This window comes from Streptomyces sp. CAU 1734 (assembly GCF_039888735.1).
Taxonomy (GTDB): Bacteria; Actinomycetota; Actinomycetes; order Streptomycetales; family Streptomycetaceae; genus Streptomyces.
The window spans coordinates 1-16,701 of sequence record NZ_JBDQQP010000013.1; the positions used below are offsets into that span (position 1 = coordinate 1).

Sequence of the window (16,701 nt, forward strand, 5' to 3'; positions counted from 1 at the left end):
GTTGGACCGGCCTTTCGCCTTTCGGCTGCTCCGACTTTATCAGATCCTTTCGGGCCTGATTCCCGGTCGAAATCGGGTTGTCTTTCCGGCTGTTGGGCCGTTCCGACGTCCAGAACTCTAGCGAATTCCCCGGGCGACTCATAATCGGGGCCATCGGGACTGAATTTCGGCAACGCGAAATCGCACCCGATTGGGGTTCGTCGTCAAGTAGTGGATGGCCGCTTCGGGGTGCTGAACAGCAGGGCCCGTTTCAAGCGGCTCGGGCTACGTTAGGCGTCCGCGAGGGGCGAGTCAAGTTGCCCGGCGGCGTGGCGCATGGGCGCGGTACGGGCTGACCGTGGGGTCTCCGTCGATCCAGAAGCGCCAGGGGTGGTGGGCGCCGTCGCCGCCCACTCCCGTACGAGGTCCATTCCGCACCTGGTCAGGGTGGGGGGCGTCACCGGGGAGCAGGGAGAGAGGGGACGGGGCGCCGGCGCAGAGGTCAGTGCCGTTCAGGGTTCGGTCGACATCGGTCGCGGTGGCCAGCCTCGCCGGTCCTTTGGCCAGTTCTCTGTCATATCGGGCCGAGAGTCGACGTTTGCGGGCCAGCTCCGTGCCCATCAGCACCTCGCCGGCGCGCAGCAGGACCCCGCTCGCCCGGCCCTCGGGGCCGCAGACCGCGTTCAAGCAGTGCCACATCCCGTAGGTGAAGTAGACGTAGGCATGGCCGGGCGGGCCGAACATGACCTCGTTGCGCGCGGTGCGGCCGCGGAAGGCGTGGGAGCCGGGGTCGACCTCGCCGGCGTACGCCTCCACCTCGGTGATCCGCACCGCGATCGGGCCCTCGGCCGTACGGCGTATCAGGGTGCGGCCGAGCAGGTCGGGGGCGACCTCCAGAACGGGGCGGTCGAAGAAGGAGCGCGGCAACGGCGTACGGTCGGAGGGCTCGGTCATGGCGCCCGAGGGTACTGGGGAACCGGTGGCCTTCGCGGTGCGTGTGTAAGGGGCACATCCCCGATCCACCAGCAGGACCAGAAGGACCAAGAGGAGTAGGTATGGGCTTCAAGAAGCTGCTCGCGAGCCTGGGGGCCGGCGGCGCCTCCGTGGAGACGGTGCTCACCGAGGAGAACGTCGTGCCGGGCGGGGTGGTCCAGGGCGAGGTGCGCGTTCAGGGCGGCTCGGTGGACCAGCGGATCGAGGCGCTCTCGGTGGGCCTCCAGGCGCGGGTGGAGGTGGAGAGCGGCGACCAGGAGGTCAAGCAGGACATCGAATTCGTCAAGCAGCGGCTGGGCGGCGCGTTCGAGGTGAAGGCCGGGGCGGTGCACGTGGTGCCGTTCGGGCTGGAGATTCCGTGGGAGACGCCGGTCACCAGCATCGCCGGGCAGCGGCTGCGCGGGATGGACATCGGGGTGAACACCGAGCTGGAGATCGCGCGGGCGGTGGACTCCGGTGACCTGGACCCGATCAATGTGCACCCGCTCCCCGCGCAGCAGGCGCTGCTCGACGCCTTCCTTCAGCTCGGCTTCCGCTTCAAGAGCGCCGACATGGAGCGCGGGCACATCCGGGGCAGCCGGCAGAAGCTGCCGTTCTACCAGGAGATCGAATTCCTGCCTCCGCAGCAGTACCGGGGCCTGAACCAGGTGGAGCTGACCTTCGTCGCCGACGAGCGCGAGATGGACGTCATTCTGGAGATGGACAAGAAGCCGGGACTCTTCAGCGAGAGCAGCGACTCGTACAAGGCGTTCAAGGTCGGACACCACGACTTCCAGTCCACGGACTGGTCGGCGTACCTCAACCAGTGGCTCGCGGATGTCGGCGGCCGGCGCAACTGGCTGTAGCTCCGCTTCGGTGCGCGGCGGCCCCGTTCTAAGGTCGGGGCGGCAGAACATCACAGCCGACCGGAGGTTCAGACGTGACCGAGCTGAAGAGGGCTCCCCTTCCGCATGACTTTCATCCCGAGGTGCCGTCGTTCACCGTGGTGAGCGATGACATCACGCCGGGATCCGTGCTGAGGGACGCTCAGGTCCAGGCCGCGGGCAACACCTCGCCGCAACTGCGGTGGGAGGGGTTCCCGGCCGGGACCAAGAGCTTCGCGGTGACCTGCTTCGATCCGGACGCGCCGACCGGGAGTGGGTTCTGGCACTGGGTGCTCTTCGATGTCCCGGCGACCGTCACCGAACTTCCGGCCGGTGCGGGCGGCGGAGACTTCACCGGGCTGCCCGAGGGTGCCGTCCACGCGCGCAATGACTACGGGTCGAGGGATTTCGGCGGTGCGGCCCCGCCCGCCGGGGAGAAGCACCGCTATGTGTTCACCGTGTACGCGGTGGACAGCGAGAAGCTCGGCCCGGACGCCGATGCCTCGCCCGCCGTGGTCGGGTTCAATCTGCGCTTCCACACTCTGGGACGCGCGCAGTTGATCGGTGAGTACGAGGGTCCCCGGGAGGGCTGACCCGGGCTTCGGCCATGCGTTCGTTGTTTGCCCTGCTCTGGTCTTGGAGAGATCAGAGCAGGGCACTTTTTTCTTCGCGAGCTCCGCCGACACCGCAGGAAGACGCGGATATTGCGTTGTCCATCCCGGCGCGCCCGGCCAGAGTTGATCCGAGCCAGCCAGGCCGGCGGGCCGGAAATGCGGAGGTGGGCGGAGTGCGCGAGACCCTGGTACTGAACGCGAGCTTCGAACCGTTGTCGACAGTGACACTCAACCGTGCGGTGGTTCTGGTGCTCCAGGACAAGGCGGTCGTCGAGCAGTCCCACCCCGAGCTCCGGATGCGCGCCGCGGCGGTCGATCTTCCCGTACCGCGAGTGATCAGGCTGTGCAGATATGTCCGGGTGCCGTTCCGAAGACAGGCGCCGTGGTCGAGACGGGGTGTGCTGGTACGCGACCAGCACCGGTGCGCCTACTGCGGCAGGCGTGCCACGACCGTGGACCATGTGGTGCCCCGGTCGCACGGTGGTGCGGACAGCTGGCTGAACACCGTGGCCTCCTGTGCCGAGGACAATCACCGCAAGGCGGACCGTACGCCGGAACAGGCGGGGATGCCGCTGCTGCACCAGCCGTTCGTGCCGTCCCCCGCCGACGCGATGCTGCTGGGGATGCGGGCCGGGGAGCGGTCGGAGCTTCCGGGCTGGCTGGCGGCGCAGTCGGCCGCGTGACCTGATCCGTTCGCCGCTTCGTGACGATGCCCGTTCCCGGTCGCCGGGGGCGGGCATCGGTGTGTCAGCCGTAGCGGCGGAGCAGGAGCTGGACGATGGCGGCGGTGCCGACGGCGACGATGGTCCAGCGGAGGACGGCGGGCGGGAGCCGGCGGCCGATCTTCGCGCCGAGCTGACCGCCGATGGTGGAGCCGACGGCGATCAGCAGGACCGCGGTCCAGTCGAACTCGGCGACGAAGAGGAAGAAGAGCGCGGCGATGGTGTTGACGACGGCGGCGAGGACGTTCTTGACGGCGTTGATCCGCTGCATGGTGTCGTCGAGCAGGGTGCCCATGAGGGAGACGTAGAGGACGCCCTGGGCTGCGGTGAAGTAGCCGCCGTAAACGCTGGAGAGCAGCAGTCCGCCGATGAGCACCGGGCCGCCGTCGGGGTGTGCGGGGGTTCCCTTGGCCTCGCGGCGGCGCTGGACGGCCTTGGCGAGGCGGGGCTGGAGAATCACCAGGACGAGCGCGAGAGCGACCAGGACCGGGACGATCGTCTCGAACGCGGTCGGCGGGAGGGTCAGCAGGAGTGCCGCTCCGGTGATGCCGCCGATCGCGGCGACGGTGCCGAGCCGGATGACGCGGCGGCGCTGGCCCTTCAGTTCGGCGCGGTAGCCGATGGCGCCGCTGATGGAGCCGGGGACGAGGCCCAGGGCGTTGGAGACGGTGGCGGTGACCGGGGGGAGTCCGGTGAGGAGCAGTACCGGGAAGGTGATCAGGGTGCCGGAGCCGACGATGGTGTTGATGGTGCCCGCGCTGATGCCCGCGGCGAAGACGGCGAGCATCTCCCAGATGGTCACGGTGCTGCCCCTCGCATGATTTCGGTGCCGGCTGCACCGAAATCATGCACCACGGATCTTGCTCCTACTTGACCGGGGGTTCCTCGCGGCGCTCGGTCGGGCCGGTGTTGAAGCCGGGCATGCCGCCGCCGAGATTGCCGAAGGCGCCGGAGAGGCCCTTGAGGGCGTCGCCGATCTCGCTGGGGACGATCCAGAGCTTGTTGGCGTCTCCCTCGGCGATCTTCGGGAGCATCTGGAGGTACTGGTAGGAGAGCAGCTTCTGGTCCGGGTCGCCGGCGTGGATGGATTCGAAGACCGTGCGGATGGCCTGGGCCTCGCCCTCCGCGCGCAGGGCGGCGGCCTTGGCCTCGCCCTCGGCCCGGAGGATGGCGGACTGCTTCTCGCCCTCGGCGGTGAGGATCTGGGACTGGCGGATGCCCTCGGCGGTGAGGATCGCCGCGCGCTTGTCGCGGTCGGCGCGCATCTGCTTCTCCATCGAGTCCTGGATGGAGGTGGGCGGCTCGATGGCCTTCAGCTCGACGCGGTTGACGCGGATGCCCCATTTGCCGGTGGCCTCGTCGAGGACTCCGCGGAGGGCGGCGTTGATCTCCTCGCGGGAGGTGAGGGTGCGCTCCAGGTCCATGCCGCCGATGATGTTGCGCAGTGTGGTGACGGTGAGCTGCTCGATCGCCTGGATGTAGCTGGCGACCTCATAGGTGGCGGCCCTGGCGTCGGTCACCTGGTAGTAGATGACGGTGTCGATGTTGACCACCAGGTTGTCCTGGGTGATCACTGGCTGGGGCGGGAACGGTACGACCTGCTCGCGGAGGTCGATGCGGTTGCGGATGGAGTCGATGAACGGGACGACGATGTTGAGGCCCGCGTTGAGGGTGCGGGTGTAGCGTCCGAAGCGTTCGACGATGGCGGCGCTGGCCTGCGGGATGACCTGGATCGTCTTGATCAGGGCGATGAAGACCAGCACCACCAGAATGATCAGGACGATGATGATCGGTGCCATCGCTTTTCCCTGAGCCCTTCGGTGGTGGATGTGTGTGATGGGCGGACGAATCCGATGATCGAGTTTCCCAGACCGGGGGCGTGTGCGGGGGCGGTTCCGACGGGTTGTCCCGTTCGCTTCACCTGACGGGTCACATGACGACGGCGGTGGCACCGTCGATCTCGGCCACATCGACCTGCTGGCCGGGCTCGAAGACCATCTCGGCGTCGAGTGTGCGGGCGGACCAGATCTCGCCGGCGAGTTTGATCCGGCCGCCGTGGGAGTCGACGCGCTCCACCACGATGGCCTGACGGCCCTTCAGGGCGTCGATGCCGCTGGCGTACTGCCTGCTGTTGTCGCGGTGGCGCTTGGCGATCGGGCGCACCACGGCCACCAGGGCGACGGATACGACGGCGAAGACCAGTACCTGGGCGACGATTCCGCCGCCGAGGGCGGCGACGACGGCTCCGGAGATCGCGCCGGCCGAGAACATTCCGAATTCGGGCATCGCTGTGAGGACCAGCGGAATGCCCAGTCCGACCGCCCCGATCAGCCACCACACCCACGCGTCGATTTCCACATGGTCATGGTAGGCGCGCGGGTCGGGTCAGGACAGGGGGCCGGAATGGTTCGGTTGCGGCATTCGCCGGTTTCCGGCCAACGCCCTTATGGATTTCGGCCACTCGGGCGTTTCCGTACCGGCCTGGTGACGCCCGGAGCCGTGCCGGTCAGCCGAGCGGGAGCCCGTGGGCCGTCCAGCGGTCGCCGCGGTGCTCCACCACCAGCGGGAGACCGAAGCAGCGGGAGAGATTGCGGGAGGTCAGCTCCATCTCCATGGGGCCGGCGGCCAGCACCTTGCCCTGCCGGATCATCAGCACGTGGGTGAACCCGGGGGCGATCTCCTCGACATGGTGCGTGACCATGATCATGGAGGGGGCGTACGGGTCACGGGCGAGACGGCCCAGCCGGCGCACCAGGTCCTCCCGGCCGCCGAGGTCGAGTCCGGCGGCGGGCTCGTCCAGGAGCAGCAGCTCGGGGTCGGTCATCATGGCGCGGGCGATCAGGGTGCGCTTGCGCTCGCCCTCGGAGAGGGTGCCGAAGCGGCGGTCCAGGTACTCGGTCATGCCGAGCCGGTCGAGGAAGGCGCGGGCGCGCTCCTCGTCCACCGGGTCGTAGTTCTCGTGCCAGGTGGCGGTCATGCCGTACGCGGCGGTGAGGACCGTCTGGAGCACGGTCTGGCGCTTGGGCAGCTTGTCCGCCATCGCCATGCCGGCCATGCCGATCCGGGGGCGGAGGTCGAAGACGTCCACCCGGCCGAGGCGCTCGCCGAGGATCCCCACCGTGCCGGTGGTGGGGAAGAGATAGCTGGACGCGAGGTTGAGGAGGGTCGTCTTGCCGGCGCCGTTGGGGCCGAGGATGACCCAGCGCTCCCCCTCCTTGACCGACCAGGAGACGTCGTCCACCAGAGCGCGTCCGTCGCGGACCACTGATACGTCGACCAGCTCCAGTACATCGCTCATGAGCGCGTTGTCTCCCCATGCAATCGTCGTGACGTCTGTGGAAGGTGTGTGACGGGTGTTGACGCGGACGTATGCCGGCCGACACAACCGTCAGGGAAAACCTACGCCACCGGCGGGGCGGCACCTTCCCCCGGCCCGATCCTTAGGCTTGGTCCATGTTCTCGGAACCACGTTCAGGACGGTTGGCCGCATGGGGGAACGCCCTGCTGGCAGGAGTTGTGTCACCCGACGACGCGGCGGACGCGATCGTCGGTGACGACGCGCGGCACCGGGTCGAGGGGCTGCCCGGCGAGGCGGCGCCGGTCGGCCTCACGCTGGCGCTGGGCCGGCTGCGGGGTCTGGGGGTGACCGGGTGGCGGGTCGCGCTGCCCGCGCCCGGGCATCCGCTGGGCCTCAGCGGGCCGCCGGAGTTCAACGCGCTGGCGCTGGAGGCGGAGGAGGCCGTCGTCGGGTACGGGGCCGGGTACGGGCTGGTGCCCGAGGTGCGCGAGGCCGGTCCCGGGCCCGGTGATCTCCATGTGGAGGTGGTCTGGCGCTGTCTGCCGGTACGGGAGGCTCCGCCGGCCGATGTGCCGTCCCTCGGGGAGGCGGAGCGGGAACTGGCGGAGGCGCTGCGGGAGGCCACGGAGGTGCTGTCACGGCTCGATGTGGCGGGCTCCGGGCCGGTGGCGGAGGCCGCGGTCGACGCATACCGGGCACGGGCGGAGGCGGGGCGGGAGGCGCTGGCCCCGGGATATCCGCCGCGCGCGGTCCGGGTGCTGGAGCTGGCACAGCGGGTGGCGCTGCTGGTGTCGGTGGCGTACGAGAACGGGCACGGCGGTGCGGTGAGCGCGTCGGAGATCGCGGCGCGGGGCGCGGCGCTGCGGCCGGTGGAGCGGGTGGCGCGGCGGGCGCAGGTGGCGGCGTACAACGCCTATGTGGAGGAGCGCGAGCGGGGGGCGTGATCCCGGGGCCGGCGCGCCGGGGCGCATGGGAAACCGCCGGCGGGCCCGGGTGCGCGGGCCCGCCGGCGGTCGGGAGGGGGCGGCCGGCGTGCTTCGGGCCGGGGAGGCCCTGGGGCAAGGGGAGGCCGCGGGGCGCCCCCGGCCGGGTCAGGCGTTGACGCCGCCGTTCGCGAAGGCCGGGTTCAGCAGGCCGATGACGGTGACGGTGTTGCCCACGGCATTCACCGGGACGTGGACCGGGACCTGGATCAGATTGCCGGAGCCGACGCCCGGGGAGCCGATGGCGGCGCCGTCGGCGTGCGCTCCCGTGGTGGCGGACGCGACTCCCGCACCCGCGGCGATGATGCTGCCGGTGATCATGGTGAGGGCGGCGGCCTTCTTCAGGTTCTTCACTTCGAGATCCTCCTGGGCATTCGCCGCGGCGAGCCGCCGCGGCACGCCATGGAGAACGCCGGTGCGGCGGCCGGGATGCGCCGTCGGGAGGACATACACCCGACAGTATGAATCTCCGATGAATCGGGAACTCCGTGACGGCGCGTCCCCCGATCGGCCGGCGGGGCCGCCGGCTCAGTTGGTGAGGCCGTTGCGGACGGCCCAGAGCGCGGCCTGGGTGCGGTCGGCGAGGTCGAGCTTCATCAGGATGTTCGACACATGGGTCTTCACCGTCTTCTCGGAGAGGACGAGGGCGCGGGCGATCTCGCGGTTGGAGCGGCCGTCGGCGATCAGGCCGAGGACCTCCCGCTCCCGCTCGGTGAGGGAGGTGCCGCGCCCGGTGCCGCCGCTCTGCTCCTCCTGGGAGAGGAGGGCCACCGCGACCTCGGGCTGGAGCAGCACATGGCCGGCGTGGACGGAGCGGATGGCGCCGGCCAGCGCCTCGGGGTCGACGTCCTTGTACACATAGCCGGAGGCGCCGGCGCGCAGGGCGGGGACGACGGTGCGCTGTTCGGTGAAGCTGGTGACGATCAGCACCTTCGCCGGGTTGGCGAGCTCGCGGAGCTTGCGGAGCGCCTCGATGCCGTCGGTGCCGGGCATCTTCACGTCCATCAGGACGACATCCGGCTTCAGCTCCTCGGTGCGGGCGACGCCCTCGGCGCCGTCGGCCGCCTCCCCCACCACCTCTATGTCGTCCTGGATCTCCAGGAAGGTGCGCAGCCCGCGGCGCACCACCTGGTGGTCGTCGACCAGCAGGACACGGATTCTCTTGTCACCCACCGGGGACCTCCATCTCGATCGTGGTGCCCTGTCCGGGCGCGGAGTGCACGGTCAGCCGGCCGCCGACGCCGCCGGCGCGGTCGCGCATGGAGACCAGCCCCAGATGGCGCCCGGCCCGGCGGACCTTGCGCGGTTCGAATCCCCCGCCGTTGTCGGTGACGCTGAGGACGGCGCCCTGGCCGCGCCGGGCGAGGACCACATCGACGCGCTCGGCACCGGAGTGGCGCAGGGCATTGTGCAGGGCCTCCTGCGCGACCCGGAGGACCGCTTCCTCCTGGGCCGCGGGGAGTGCCCGGGTGCCCGCCGTGTCGAAGGTGACCCTGGCGCTGTGGGCGCGGTCGAGCACCTGCACATGGGTGCGCAGGGTGTTGATCAGCCCGTCCTCGTCCAGTGCGGCGGGGCGCAGCTCCACCACGGCGGCGCGGAGCTCGTCGGCGGCCTCGGCGGCGAGGGCGGCGACCTGGTGCAGTTCGCCCTTGGCCCGGGCGGGGTCGCGGTCGACGAGGGCGGCGGCGGCCTGGGCGGTGAGGCGGAGGGAGAAGAGTTTCTGGCTGACCGCGTCGTGCAGTTCGTGGGCGAGGCGGGAGCGCTCCTCGGCGATGGTCAGCTCGCGGCTGCGCTCGTAGAGGCGGGCATTGGTGAGGGCGATGGCGGCGTGCTGGGCGAGGATCTTGAGGAGTTCCTCGTCCGCCTCGGTGAAGCCGCAGCCGCCCTCGGGCTTCGGGCACCGCTTGTTGGCGAGGAAGAGCGCGCCGATGGTCTCCTCGCCGTCCTTGACCGGCAGACCGAGGAAGTCGGACATGTCGGGGTGGGCGTCCGGCCAGCCCTCGAACCGAGGATCCTGGCGGACGTCCGCGAGCCGTTCGGTGCGGGCGTCGCGGAGCATCGCGGCGAGGATGCCGTGCTGCCGGGGCAGCGGGCCGATCTCCTTCCACTGGGCGTCGGTCACGCCGTCGACCACGAACTGGGCGAAGCCGCCGTGATCGTCCGGGACGCCCAGGGCCGCGTACTCCGCGTCGAGCAGTTCGCGGGCCGAGGCGACGATCGTCTTCAGGACGTCGCGGACCTCGAGATGTCTGCTCATCGCGAGGAGTGCGCTGCTCACGGCTGCCAGGCCCGAGCTGGGGGTGTGACTCATGGCCTCACCGTACCCGCGGGGTGTGACGGTGCGTATCGGGCCGGGGACCGCGCGGGGGTAGGGCTGTGGGACTAGGTCGAAGTTCCTTGCCGGGTGGGGTCCGGCGGCCGAGGACGGGGGGCTCGTCCCCTTTCTACGGTGGGGCTCGCCGGCACGGTGGTGCGGCTGTCCGGCCGGGCGGCCGCGGTGCGGCGCGGGAACAGTGACGAGTGATGAGGGACGGGTGTCATGCCGGTAGCGGTGATCACGGGGGCTTCGAAGGGACTGGGACGGGCGCTGGCGGCGGCGCTGGCCGGGCGGGGCTGGGATCTGGTGATGGGGGCCAGGACCGCCGATGTGCTGCGGCGCAGCGCGGAGTACGCGGCCGGTCACGGGACCCGGGTGGTGGCGGTGCCGGGCGACGTGGCGGATCCGGCGCACCGCGCGGCGCTGGTGGCCGCCGCCGGGGAGCTGGGCGGGCTGGATCTTCTGGTGAGCAATGCCAGTGTGCTGGGGGCGGAACCGCTGGTGCGGCTGGACGCGCAGCCGCTGGCGGGGCTGCGGGAGGCGCTGGAGGTCAATGTGGTGGCCGCACTCGGACTCGTCCAGGAGGCGCTGCCGCTGCTGCGGGGGTCGGCGGCCGGGACGGTGGTCGCGATCAGCTCGGAGGCGGCGGCCGAGCCCTTCGAGACCTGGGGCGGGTACGGGGCCTCCAAGGCGGCGCTCGACCATCTCGCGGCGGTGCTGGCGGTGGAGGAGCCGGGGCTGCGGGTGTGGGCGGTGGATCCGGGTGACATGGACACGGATCTGTACGCGGCGGCCGTGCCGGAGGACGGTCATGGGCGGCCGGCTCCCGAGTCGGTGGTTCCGGGCTTCCTGCGGCTGCTGGACGAGCGGCCGCCGAGCGGGCGGTACACGGCCCCGGCGCTGCTGGACTCCGTCTGATCCGGCCGTACGCCTCCGGGAGCCCGCGGTACGGGGGGCAGGTGCGGGGGTGGGCGGTACGGGTGTCCGTTACGGGCCCGGGCCGCCGGGCGGGCCGCGCGCGAGCCGTGGGCGCCGCATCCGGCGATTCCCGCGGCGCCCGCTCCGTACCGCGGGGCCGATCGCGGCGGCGCCCGCTCCGTACCGTGCGCACAAGGCCGGGCAGGGCCCTGCCCGCCTCCGGCACGAGTTCGGCGGCGTCCGCCTCATACTTCCGGATGACAACCCTCACCCATTGCATTGCTGTCGCAACGCTTGGTGAAAGCGAGGGTGCGGCCATGTGACGCCGCGCATAGGACCCAGATCACTTACTAGGCTCTTTAGTCGAGGGATAAAGGCCGTGTGAGCGTGTGTGGAGCTACCGAGAGGGCGTTGTCGCGGCGCCCTGATCCACTATCTCCATTCGTACGTCACACGATTGCCAGGGCATTTTGCGACCGCTAAGAATTGCCCAGTCGCCGCCGCAGGAGCGCAGCGCCGCCTCCCGGCCTGATGCGACATTCCCGATTCCGAAGAGGTACGTCTGATGTCCGCGACCCGCATCCGTATGACCAAGGTCCACAAGGCCTCGATCGCCGGTATCGCCGCCGCCGGTGCCGCAGCCATCTCTCTTTCCCTCGTCCCCGCCGGCTCCTCCGCCACGACGGTCGCCTCCCCCACCGCCCCGGTGGCATGGCAGGCGGCCGCGGACTCGAAGCCCGCGTCGCTCCACATCGACAGCCAGAAGTCGGCCATCGAGACCAAGGTCGAGGCCGCCGCCAAGGCCGCCGTCCAGATCAAGGCCGACGCCGCCGCCAAGGCCGACGCCGCCGCGAAGGCCAAGCTCGACGCCGCCGCGAAGAAGGCCGCCGCCGAGCGCGCCGCCAAGGAGCGCGCCGCGGAGAAGACCCCGACCACGCGGTCGGTCTCGCTGCGCACCGCCGTGTACCCGAACAACCTGGACGGCTGGATCCGCGAGTCCCTGTCGATCATGCAGAAGCACGGCATCCCCGGCTCCTACGACGGTCTGCACCGCAACATCATGCGGGAGTCCAGCGGCAACCCGCTGGCCATCAACAACTGGGACATCAACGCGGTCAACGGCACCCCGTCGAAGGGCCTGCTCCAGGTCATCCAGCCGACCTTCAACGCGTACCACGTGGCCGGCACGCCGCACGACCTGTACCACCCGGTCGCCAACATCGTCGCTGCGGCCAACTACGCCGCCGACCGCTACGGCTCGATCGACAACGTCTTCGGCGCCTACTGACCGGACCGGACGGATCGTCCCCGGCCCGGCGCTGCGGACGGAGACGGATCTTCCGGACGCCGCGGAGACACGAGCGGACAGACGGACATCGCGAAGGGCGGCACCCCACCGGGGTGCCGCCCTTCGCGGCGTCTCCGCCCGCCGCCGGACGCGGCGCGGCGCTACTTGCGCATGACCTCGGGCTCATGGCGGCGCAGCAGCCGGGCGACCGCCACACCGCAGACGACACCGATGGCCAGCAGCACGGTCACATTGATCCCCCACTGGGCCGCCGAGTGCTCCCAGAGCGGATCCAGGTCCTGAGGATTCTTCGGGTCCCACGGCGGCATCAGCCGGCCGAGGTCGAGAGTGGCCCCGGCCCCGCCTATCGCCCAGCGGGACGGCATCAGCCAGGCGAACTGCTCCAGGCCGGGCGAGCCGTAGATCTTGAAGAGGATGCCGGTGAAGACGACCTGGACGATCGCGAACATGACCAGCAGCGGCATCGTCTTCTCGGCGGTCCTCACCAGCGAGGAGATGACCAGGCCGAACATCATCGAGGTGAAGCCGAGGGCGATCACGACCAGGCAGAGCTCGGCGGCGGCCGGCAGGATCAGGCCCTCGGCCGGGAGCTCCCGGGGAGCGAACCCGATACCGCAGAGGATGATGCCCTGAAGCGCCGTGATCGCTCCGAGGACGATCACCTTGGACATCAGATAGGCCGAGCGGGAGAGGCCGGTGGCGCGCTCCCGTTCGTAGATGACGCGTTCCTTGATCAGCTCTCGTACGGAGTTGGCCGCGCCGGAGAAGCACATGCCGACCGCGATGATCAGCATGATGGTGCCCGCGTCGCTGTTGAACTGCTTCGAGCTGCCCGGGCCGGGCGCGGTGAGGCCGAACTCCGCCGGGATGACCACGCTGACCAGGCCGAGCACGGCGGGCAGGATCAGCATCAGCCCCATGAAGCCCCGGTCGGAGGCGATGACGGAGACATAGCGCCGCATCAGGGTCCACAGCTGGGAGCCCCAGCTCTGCGGCTTCGGCGGGCGCATCTGCTGCGGCGGGGGCAGGGTCACCGGCTGGGCCGCGGCGGCGTCGAAGTCGGCCGCGTACATCTGGAAGTGCTGTGAGCCGCGCCAGCGGCCCGCCCAGTCGTAGTCGCGGTAGTTCTCGAAGGCCGAGAAGACATCGGCCCAGGTGGTGTAGCCGAAGAAGTTGAGCGCCTCCTCCGGGGGGCCGAAGTAGGCGACCGAGCCGCCGGGGGCCATGACCAGGAGTTTGTCGCAGAGCTGGAGCTCGGCCACGGAGTGGGTGACGACGAGGACGGTGCGGCCGTCGTCGGCGAGGCCCCGGAGCAGCTGCATCACATCGCGGTCCATGCCCGGGTCGAGTCCGGACGTGGGTTCGTCCAGAAAGATCAGCGAGGGCTTGGTGAGGAGTTCCAGCGCGACCGAGACGCGCTTGCGCTGGCCACCGGAGAGCGAGGTGACCTTCTTGTCCTTGTGGATGTCGAGCTTGAGCTCGCCCAGCACCTCGTCGATGCGCGCCTCGCGCTCCGCCTCGGCGGTGTCGCCCGGGAAGCGGAGCTTGGCCGCGTACCGCAGCGCCTTCCGGACGGTCAGCTCCTTGTGCAGGATGTCGTCCTGCGGGACCAGTCCGATGCGCCGGCGCAGCTCGGCGAACTGCCGGTAGAGGCTGCGGTTGTCGTACAGGACATCGCCCTGGTTGGCGGGGCGGTAGCCGGTGAGCGCCTTGAGCAGGGTGGACTTGCCGGAGCCGGACGGGCCGATGACGCCGATGAGCGACTTCTCGGGGACGCCGAAGGAGACATCGCGCAGGATCTGCTTGCCGCCCTCCACGGTGACCGTGAGATGGCGGGCGGAGAAGGAGACCTCGCCGGTGTCGACGAACTCCTCCAGCCGGTCCCCCACGATGCGGAAGGTGGAGTGGCCGACACCGACGATGTCCTGCGGGCCGATGGCGACGGTGCCGGAGCTCGCGACCGGCTGGCCGTTGACGAAGGTGCCGTTGTGGGAGCCGAGGTCGCGGATGAGGAAGCGGCCGTCGGGGCCGGCGGTGAATTCGGCGTGGTGGCGCGAGACCTGGAGGTCGGCGACGACGAGTTCGTTCTCCAGGGCGCGGCCGATGCGCATCACCCTGCCGAGGGCCAGCCGGTGGAAGGTGGTGGGGCTGCGGTCGCCGTGCGGGCCGGACGGCTGGTGCGGGATGTGTCCCTGCTGGGCGTGGGCCGGCGGAGCGCTGTGGCCGGAGTGCGGTTCCGGCTGCCCGCCGTACTGCTGGGGGTCCGGCCACCCCTGGGCCGGCGGATGGCCGGGGGCGCCGGCCGGGTGCCCGAGCGGGGCGCCCGCGTGGCCGGCGGGTGCTCCGGCCGGTGCCCCCGCGGACAGACCGGCGGCGGCACCGGCGAAATTCAGCCGGGGGCCGTCGTTGGCGTTGCCCAGATGCACGGCGGAGCCCGGCCCGACCTGCCACCGCTGGACCCGGTTGCCCTCCGCATAGGTGCCGTTGGTGCTGCCGTGATCCTCGATCACCCAGCTCTGGCCGTCCCAGCCGACGGTGGCGTGCCGCCACGAGACCCGGGCGTCCTCCAGCACCATGTCACCCTGCGGATCGCGTCCCAGGGTGTAGGACCGGGACGAATCGAGCGTCCAGGTCCTGCCGTTCAATTCCAGTACGAGTTCCCGCACTCCATGCCCCACTTGCTTGTCCCCCGAAATACCCCCGTCACAGGGAGTCTAGGGATGGCGAACATCGGGAGGAACTATTTCAGGCCCGGTTACGCACCTGGTACGCGGCCCGTCGCAAGACCGGGACGGAGAGGCCGTTGACGGCCGGGGAGCGCATCCGTTAAGTGGTAGGCGACCACTGGTGCGCGGGGACCGTCCGGCCGCTTGCGCTCGTCCGCCGGAGCGCCCGGCGCCGACTGGTACGGGGCGGGCCCGCGGGGATCGGGGGGCTCATGAGTACAGCCGTGACCGATGACCGTGCCGGGGTGCCCTGGCTGGACGCGCTGCTGACCGCGGTCGCCGCCGTGAGCTGGGCGGTGGTGGGGATGGGGGGCGCCGCCGCGCTCGGGCTGAGGCTGCTGGGGGCCGACGCGGCGGGGGCGGGCGGCGCGATGACGGCGGCCGTGGTGGTGCTCGCGGTGAATGGTTCGGTCACTCCCTCCGGGGATGTGACGGCCTTCGGGCTGGACGGCGCGGAGGCGCGTACCGCCATCGATATCGCGCCATTGGGCGTCGGTCTGATCGGTGCGCTGATCCTCGCGGCCTTCTTTCTGCGCTCGCTGCGGCGGGCCGGGCCGATCCTGCCGGGCCGCGAACTCGCCGTACGGGCGGGGGCGGTGGTGGCGGTGTTCACGGCGACGGCCGGCGGGATGGCGTGGGCCGGACACGATGTGATCACCCTGGACGGGAAGCGGCTGGGCCTCGGCGGCGCGGGGGACGGCGGGCTCGGATTACCCGGGCTCGGTGATCTCGGGGACGGTGATCTCGGGGACCGTCTCGGCGGGCTGCTGCCGGGGCGGCTGGGGGATCCGGCGGAGGCCGAGGCATCGGTCGGCTTCACCGTGAACACGGCGGATTCGCTGGCCGGCGCGCTGGTGTGGGTGGTCGGTGTGCTGCTGGTCGCGCTGCTCTGCGGGCGGCGGGCGGCCCTGCCCCGGGCGCTGCACCGGGTGCGCGGGACGGTGGGGCCGGCCTTCTCCGCGCTGGTGTCCGCCCTGCTGGTGGCGGTGGTCGCAGGGTACGCGGCCGCCGGGTACGCGGCGCTCGGCGACGAACACCCCGGCAGGATCGGGGGCGCCGCGCTGCTCGGCGCGCCGAACGGTGTGTGGCTGGGGGTGCCGCTGGGGCTCGGGGTGCCGTGGGAGGGGGAGGCGCGGGGAGAGTTCGCCCGGCTGCTGCCGGATCCGCTGGACGAATTCCTCCGGCTGTCGGCGGACCGCCCGGCGACGGTGGGCGCGCTGGCGGAGCTGGATCCGCAGGTGTGGCTGCTGGCGGTCGCGGCGGGAGTGCTGATGCTGTACGCGGGGGTACTGGCCGCGGCTCGTACTCCTGTGGACGGCCGGGGTACCGGAGCCTTCGCACTGCGGTGCGCCTCGGCGCTGGGGGCGGCATCGGCGGTGGTGCTGCCGCTGCTGGTGTGGCTGACGGAGGTGTCGGCGGACGCCTCGCTCTCGGTGCTGGGCTTCGACGCCTTCGGTGCGGGGATCGAGCTGCGCGGGAGCACGGGGGCGGCGCTGTTGGCGGGGGCGCTCTGGGGCACGGCGGCGGGGGGCGCCGGAGCTCTGCTGGTGCGGAGGGTGCGCCCGGCCGCGGCCGGGGTCACGGACGAGGCGGGCGAGGAGGATCCCGTACCGCCGGGGCCGTACCGGCCGGCGCCACCGCACCGGGCGCCGAACCCGGAGACCAACCCCTATCTGCGGATTCCGCGCGGCTTCCACCGCGACCGGACCGCGACGTCCCCGGCACCGCCTCCGGTCCCGCCGCGCCGGGGACCCCGGCCGCCGGGGCACAAGGGCGGGGAGATCCCGCCGCCGCCGGGGGCTCCCGGGACACCGGGCTCTCCGGGCGGCCAGGCGCCGCCGCGTCCGCGGGGGAATCCGCCGCCGCCGGGGCCGCCCGCGCCGCCGGGACCGCCTCCCGGGCCTCCCGGGCCTCCCGGGCCTCGCCGGCCGGGGTAGTCGCGGCGGTACGGGAAGGGCTGGCGCCGGAAGCGGGCGTAC

General features: G+C 71.3%; 16 protein-coding genes. 7 read left to right on the plus strand and 9 right to left on the minus strand.

The features are described from left to right. Positions 1–291 precede the first annotated feature (291 nt). Positions 292–933, minus strand: a complete 642-nt coding sequence (locus tag AAFN69_RS24435; protein ID WP_347730867.1) for a DNA-3-methyladenine glycosylase — start codon at positions 931–933, stop codon at positions 292–294. 101 nt (positions 934–1,034) lie between these two features. Between AAFN69_RS24435 and AAFN69_RS24440 the strand changes: the two genes are divergently transcribed. The 3 genes from AAFN69_RS24440 to AAFN69_RS24450 all read left to right on the plus strand — a co-directional run bounded on the left by AAFN69_RS24440 (position 1,035) and on the right by AAFN69_RS24450 (position 3,132). After that, positions 1,035–1,817, plus strand: coding sequence for a sporulation protein (locus tag AAFN69_RS24440; RefSeq protein WP_347730868.1), 783 nt, complete (start codon positions 1,035–1,037; stop codon positions 1,815–1,817). A 74-nt stretch (positions 1,818–1,891) separates the two neighbouring features. Next, positions 1,892–2,428, plus strand: coding sequence for a YbhB/YbcL family Raf kinase inhibitor-like protein (locus tag AAFN69_RS24445; RefSeq protein ID WP_347730869.1), 537 nt, complete (start codon positions 1,892–1,894; stop codon positions 2,426–2,428). 194 nt (positions 2,429–2,622) lie between these two features. Beyond that, positions 2,623–3,132 (plus strand): HNH endonuclease, encoded by a 510-nt coding sequence (locus AAFN69_RS24450; RefSeq protein WP_347730871.1) that lies wholly within the window; start codon positions 2,623–2,625, stop codon positions 3,130–3,132. Positions 3,133–3,196: 64 nt separating this feature from the next. On the opposite strand, the gene AAFN69_RS24455 is transcribed toward AAFN69_RS24450, so the two are convergent. From AAFN69_RS24455 to AAFN69_RS24470, 4 genes are all read right to left on the minus strand, one after another. Next, on the minus strand, positions 3,197–3,973 hold the full coding sequence (locus AAFN69_RS24455) for a sulfite exporter TauE/SafE family protein (protein ID WP_347730872.1): 777 nt from the start codon (positions 3,971–3,973) through the stop codon (positions 3,197–3,199). Between the two features lie 64 nt (positions 3,974–4,037). Continuing rightward, positions 4,038–4,970, minus strand: coding sequence for an SPFH domain-containing protein (locus AAFN69_RS24460; protein WP_347730873.1), 933 nt, complete (start codon positions 4,968–4,970; stop codon positions 4,038–4,040). Between the two features lie 130 nt (positions 4,971–5,100). Continuing rightward, positions 5,101–5,529, minus strand: a complete 429-nt coding sequence (locus tag AAFN69_RS24465) for an NfeD family protein (protein ID WP_347730874.1) — start codon at positions 5,527–5,529, stop codon at positions 5,101–5,103. A 148-nt stretch (positions 5,530–5,677) separates the two neighbouring features. Continuing rightward, on the minus strand, positions 5,678–6,469 hold the full coding sequence (locus AAFN69_RS24470; protein WP_347730875.1) for an ABC transporter ATP-binding protein: 792 nt from the start codon (positions 6,467–6,469) through the stop codon (positions 5,678–5,680). A gap of 155 nt (positions 6,470–6,624) precedes the next feature. Between AAFN69_RS24470 and AAFN69_RS24475 the strand changes: the two genes are divergently transcribed. Next, complete coding sequence (locus AAFN69_RS24475) at positions 6,625–7,413, plus strand: hypothetical protein (RefSeq protein WP_347730876.1); 789 nt, start codon at positions 6,625–6,627, stop codon at positions 7,411–7,413. 147 nt (positions 7,414–7,560) lie between these two features. Here the strand turns inward: AAFN69_RS24475 and AAFN69_RS24480 are convergent, their stop codons facing one another. The 3 genes from AAFN69_RS24480 to AAFN69_RS24490 form a co-directional block, all read right to left on the minus strand. Further along, positions 7,561–7,806: a chaplin gene (locus AAFN69_RS24480; RefSeq protein WP_347730877.1), complete on the minus strand. Its 246-nt coding sequence runs from the start codon at positions 7,804–7,806 to the stop codon at positions 7,561–7,563. A 174-nt stretch (positions 7,807–7,980) separates the two neighbouring features. After that, positions 7,981–8,625: a response regulator transcription factor gene (locus tag AAFN69_RS24485; protein WP_347730878.1), complete on the minus strand. Its 645-nt coding sequence runs from the start codon at positions 8,623–8,625 to the stop codon at positions 7,981–7,983. Beyond that, positions 8,618–9,763, minus strand: coding sequence for a GAF domain-containing sensor histidine kinase (locus AAFN69_RS24490; RefSeq protein WP_347730879.1), 1,146 nt, complete (start codon positions 9,761–9,763; stop codon positions 8,618–8,620). The genes AAFN69_RS24485 and AAFN69_RS24490 overlap by 8 nt, the downstream gene beginning before the upstream one ends. A 228-nt stretch (positions 9,764–9,991) precedes the next feature. Here AAFN69_RS24490 and AAFN69_RS24495 point away from each other — a divergent pair, with 228 nt between their 5' ends. Further along, positions 9,992–10,687 (plus strand): SDR family NAD(P)-dependent oxidoreductase, encoded by a 696-nt coding sequence (locus tag AAFN69_RS24495; protein ID WP_347730880.1) that lies wholly within the window; start codon positions 9,992–9,994, stop codon positions 10,685–10,687. A gap of 565 nt (positions 10,688–11,252) precedes the next feature. Then, positions 11,253–11,975 carry a transglycosylase SLT domain-containing protein gene (locus AAFN69_RS24500; RefSeq protein WP_347730881.1) on the plus strand — a complete coding sequence of 241 codons (723 nt, stop codon included), beginning with the start codon at positions 11,253–11,255 and terminating at the stop codon, positions 11,973–11,975. Positions 11,976–12,136: 161 nt separating this feature from the next. On the opposite strand, the gene AAFN69_RS24505 is transcribed toward AAFN69_RS24500, so the two are convergent. Continuing rightward, positions 12,137–14,674 (minus strand): FHA domain-containing protein, encoded by a 2,538-nt coding sequence (locus tag AAFN69_RS24505; RefSeq protein ID WP_347730882.1) that lies wholly within the window; start codon positions 14,672–14,674, stop codon positions 12,137–12,139. Between the two features lie 260 nt (positions 14,675–14,934). Here AAFN69_RS24505 and AAFN69_RS24510 point away from each other — a divergent pair, with 260 nt between their 5' ends. Further along, positions 14,935–16,659 (plus strand): streptophobe family protein, encoded by a 1,725-nt coding sequence (locus AAFN69_RS24510; protein ID WP_347730883.1) that lies wholly within the window; start codon positions 14,935–14,937, stop codon positions 16,657–16,659. Positions 16,660–16,701 lie beyond the last annotated feature (42 nt).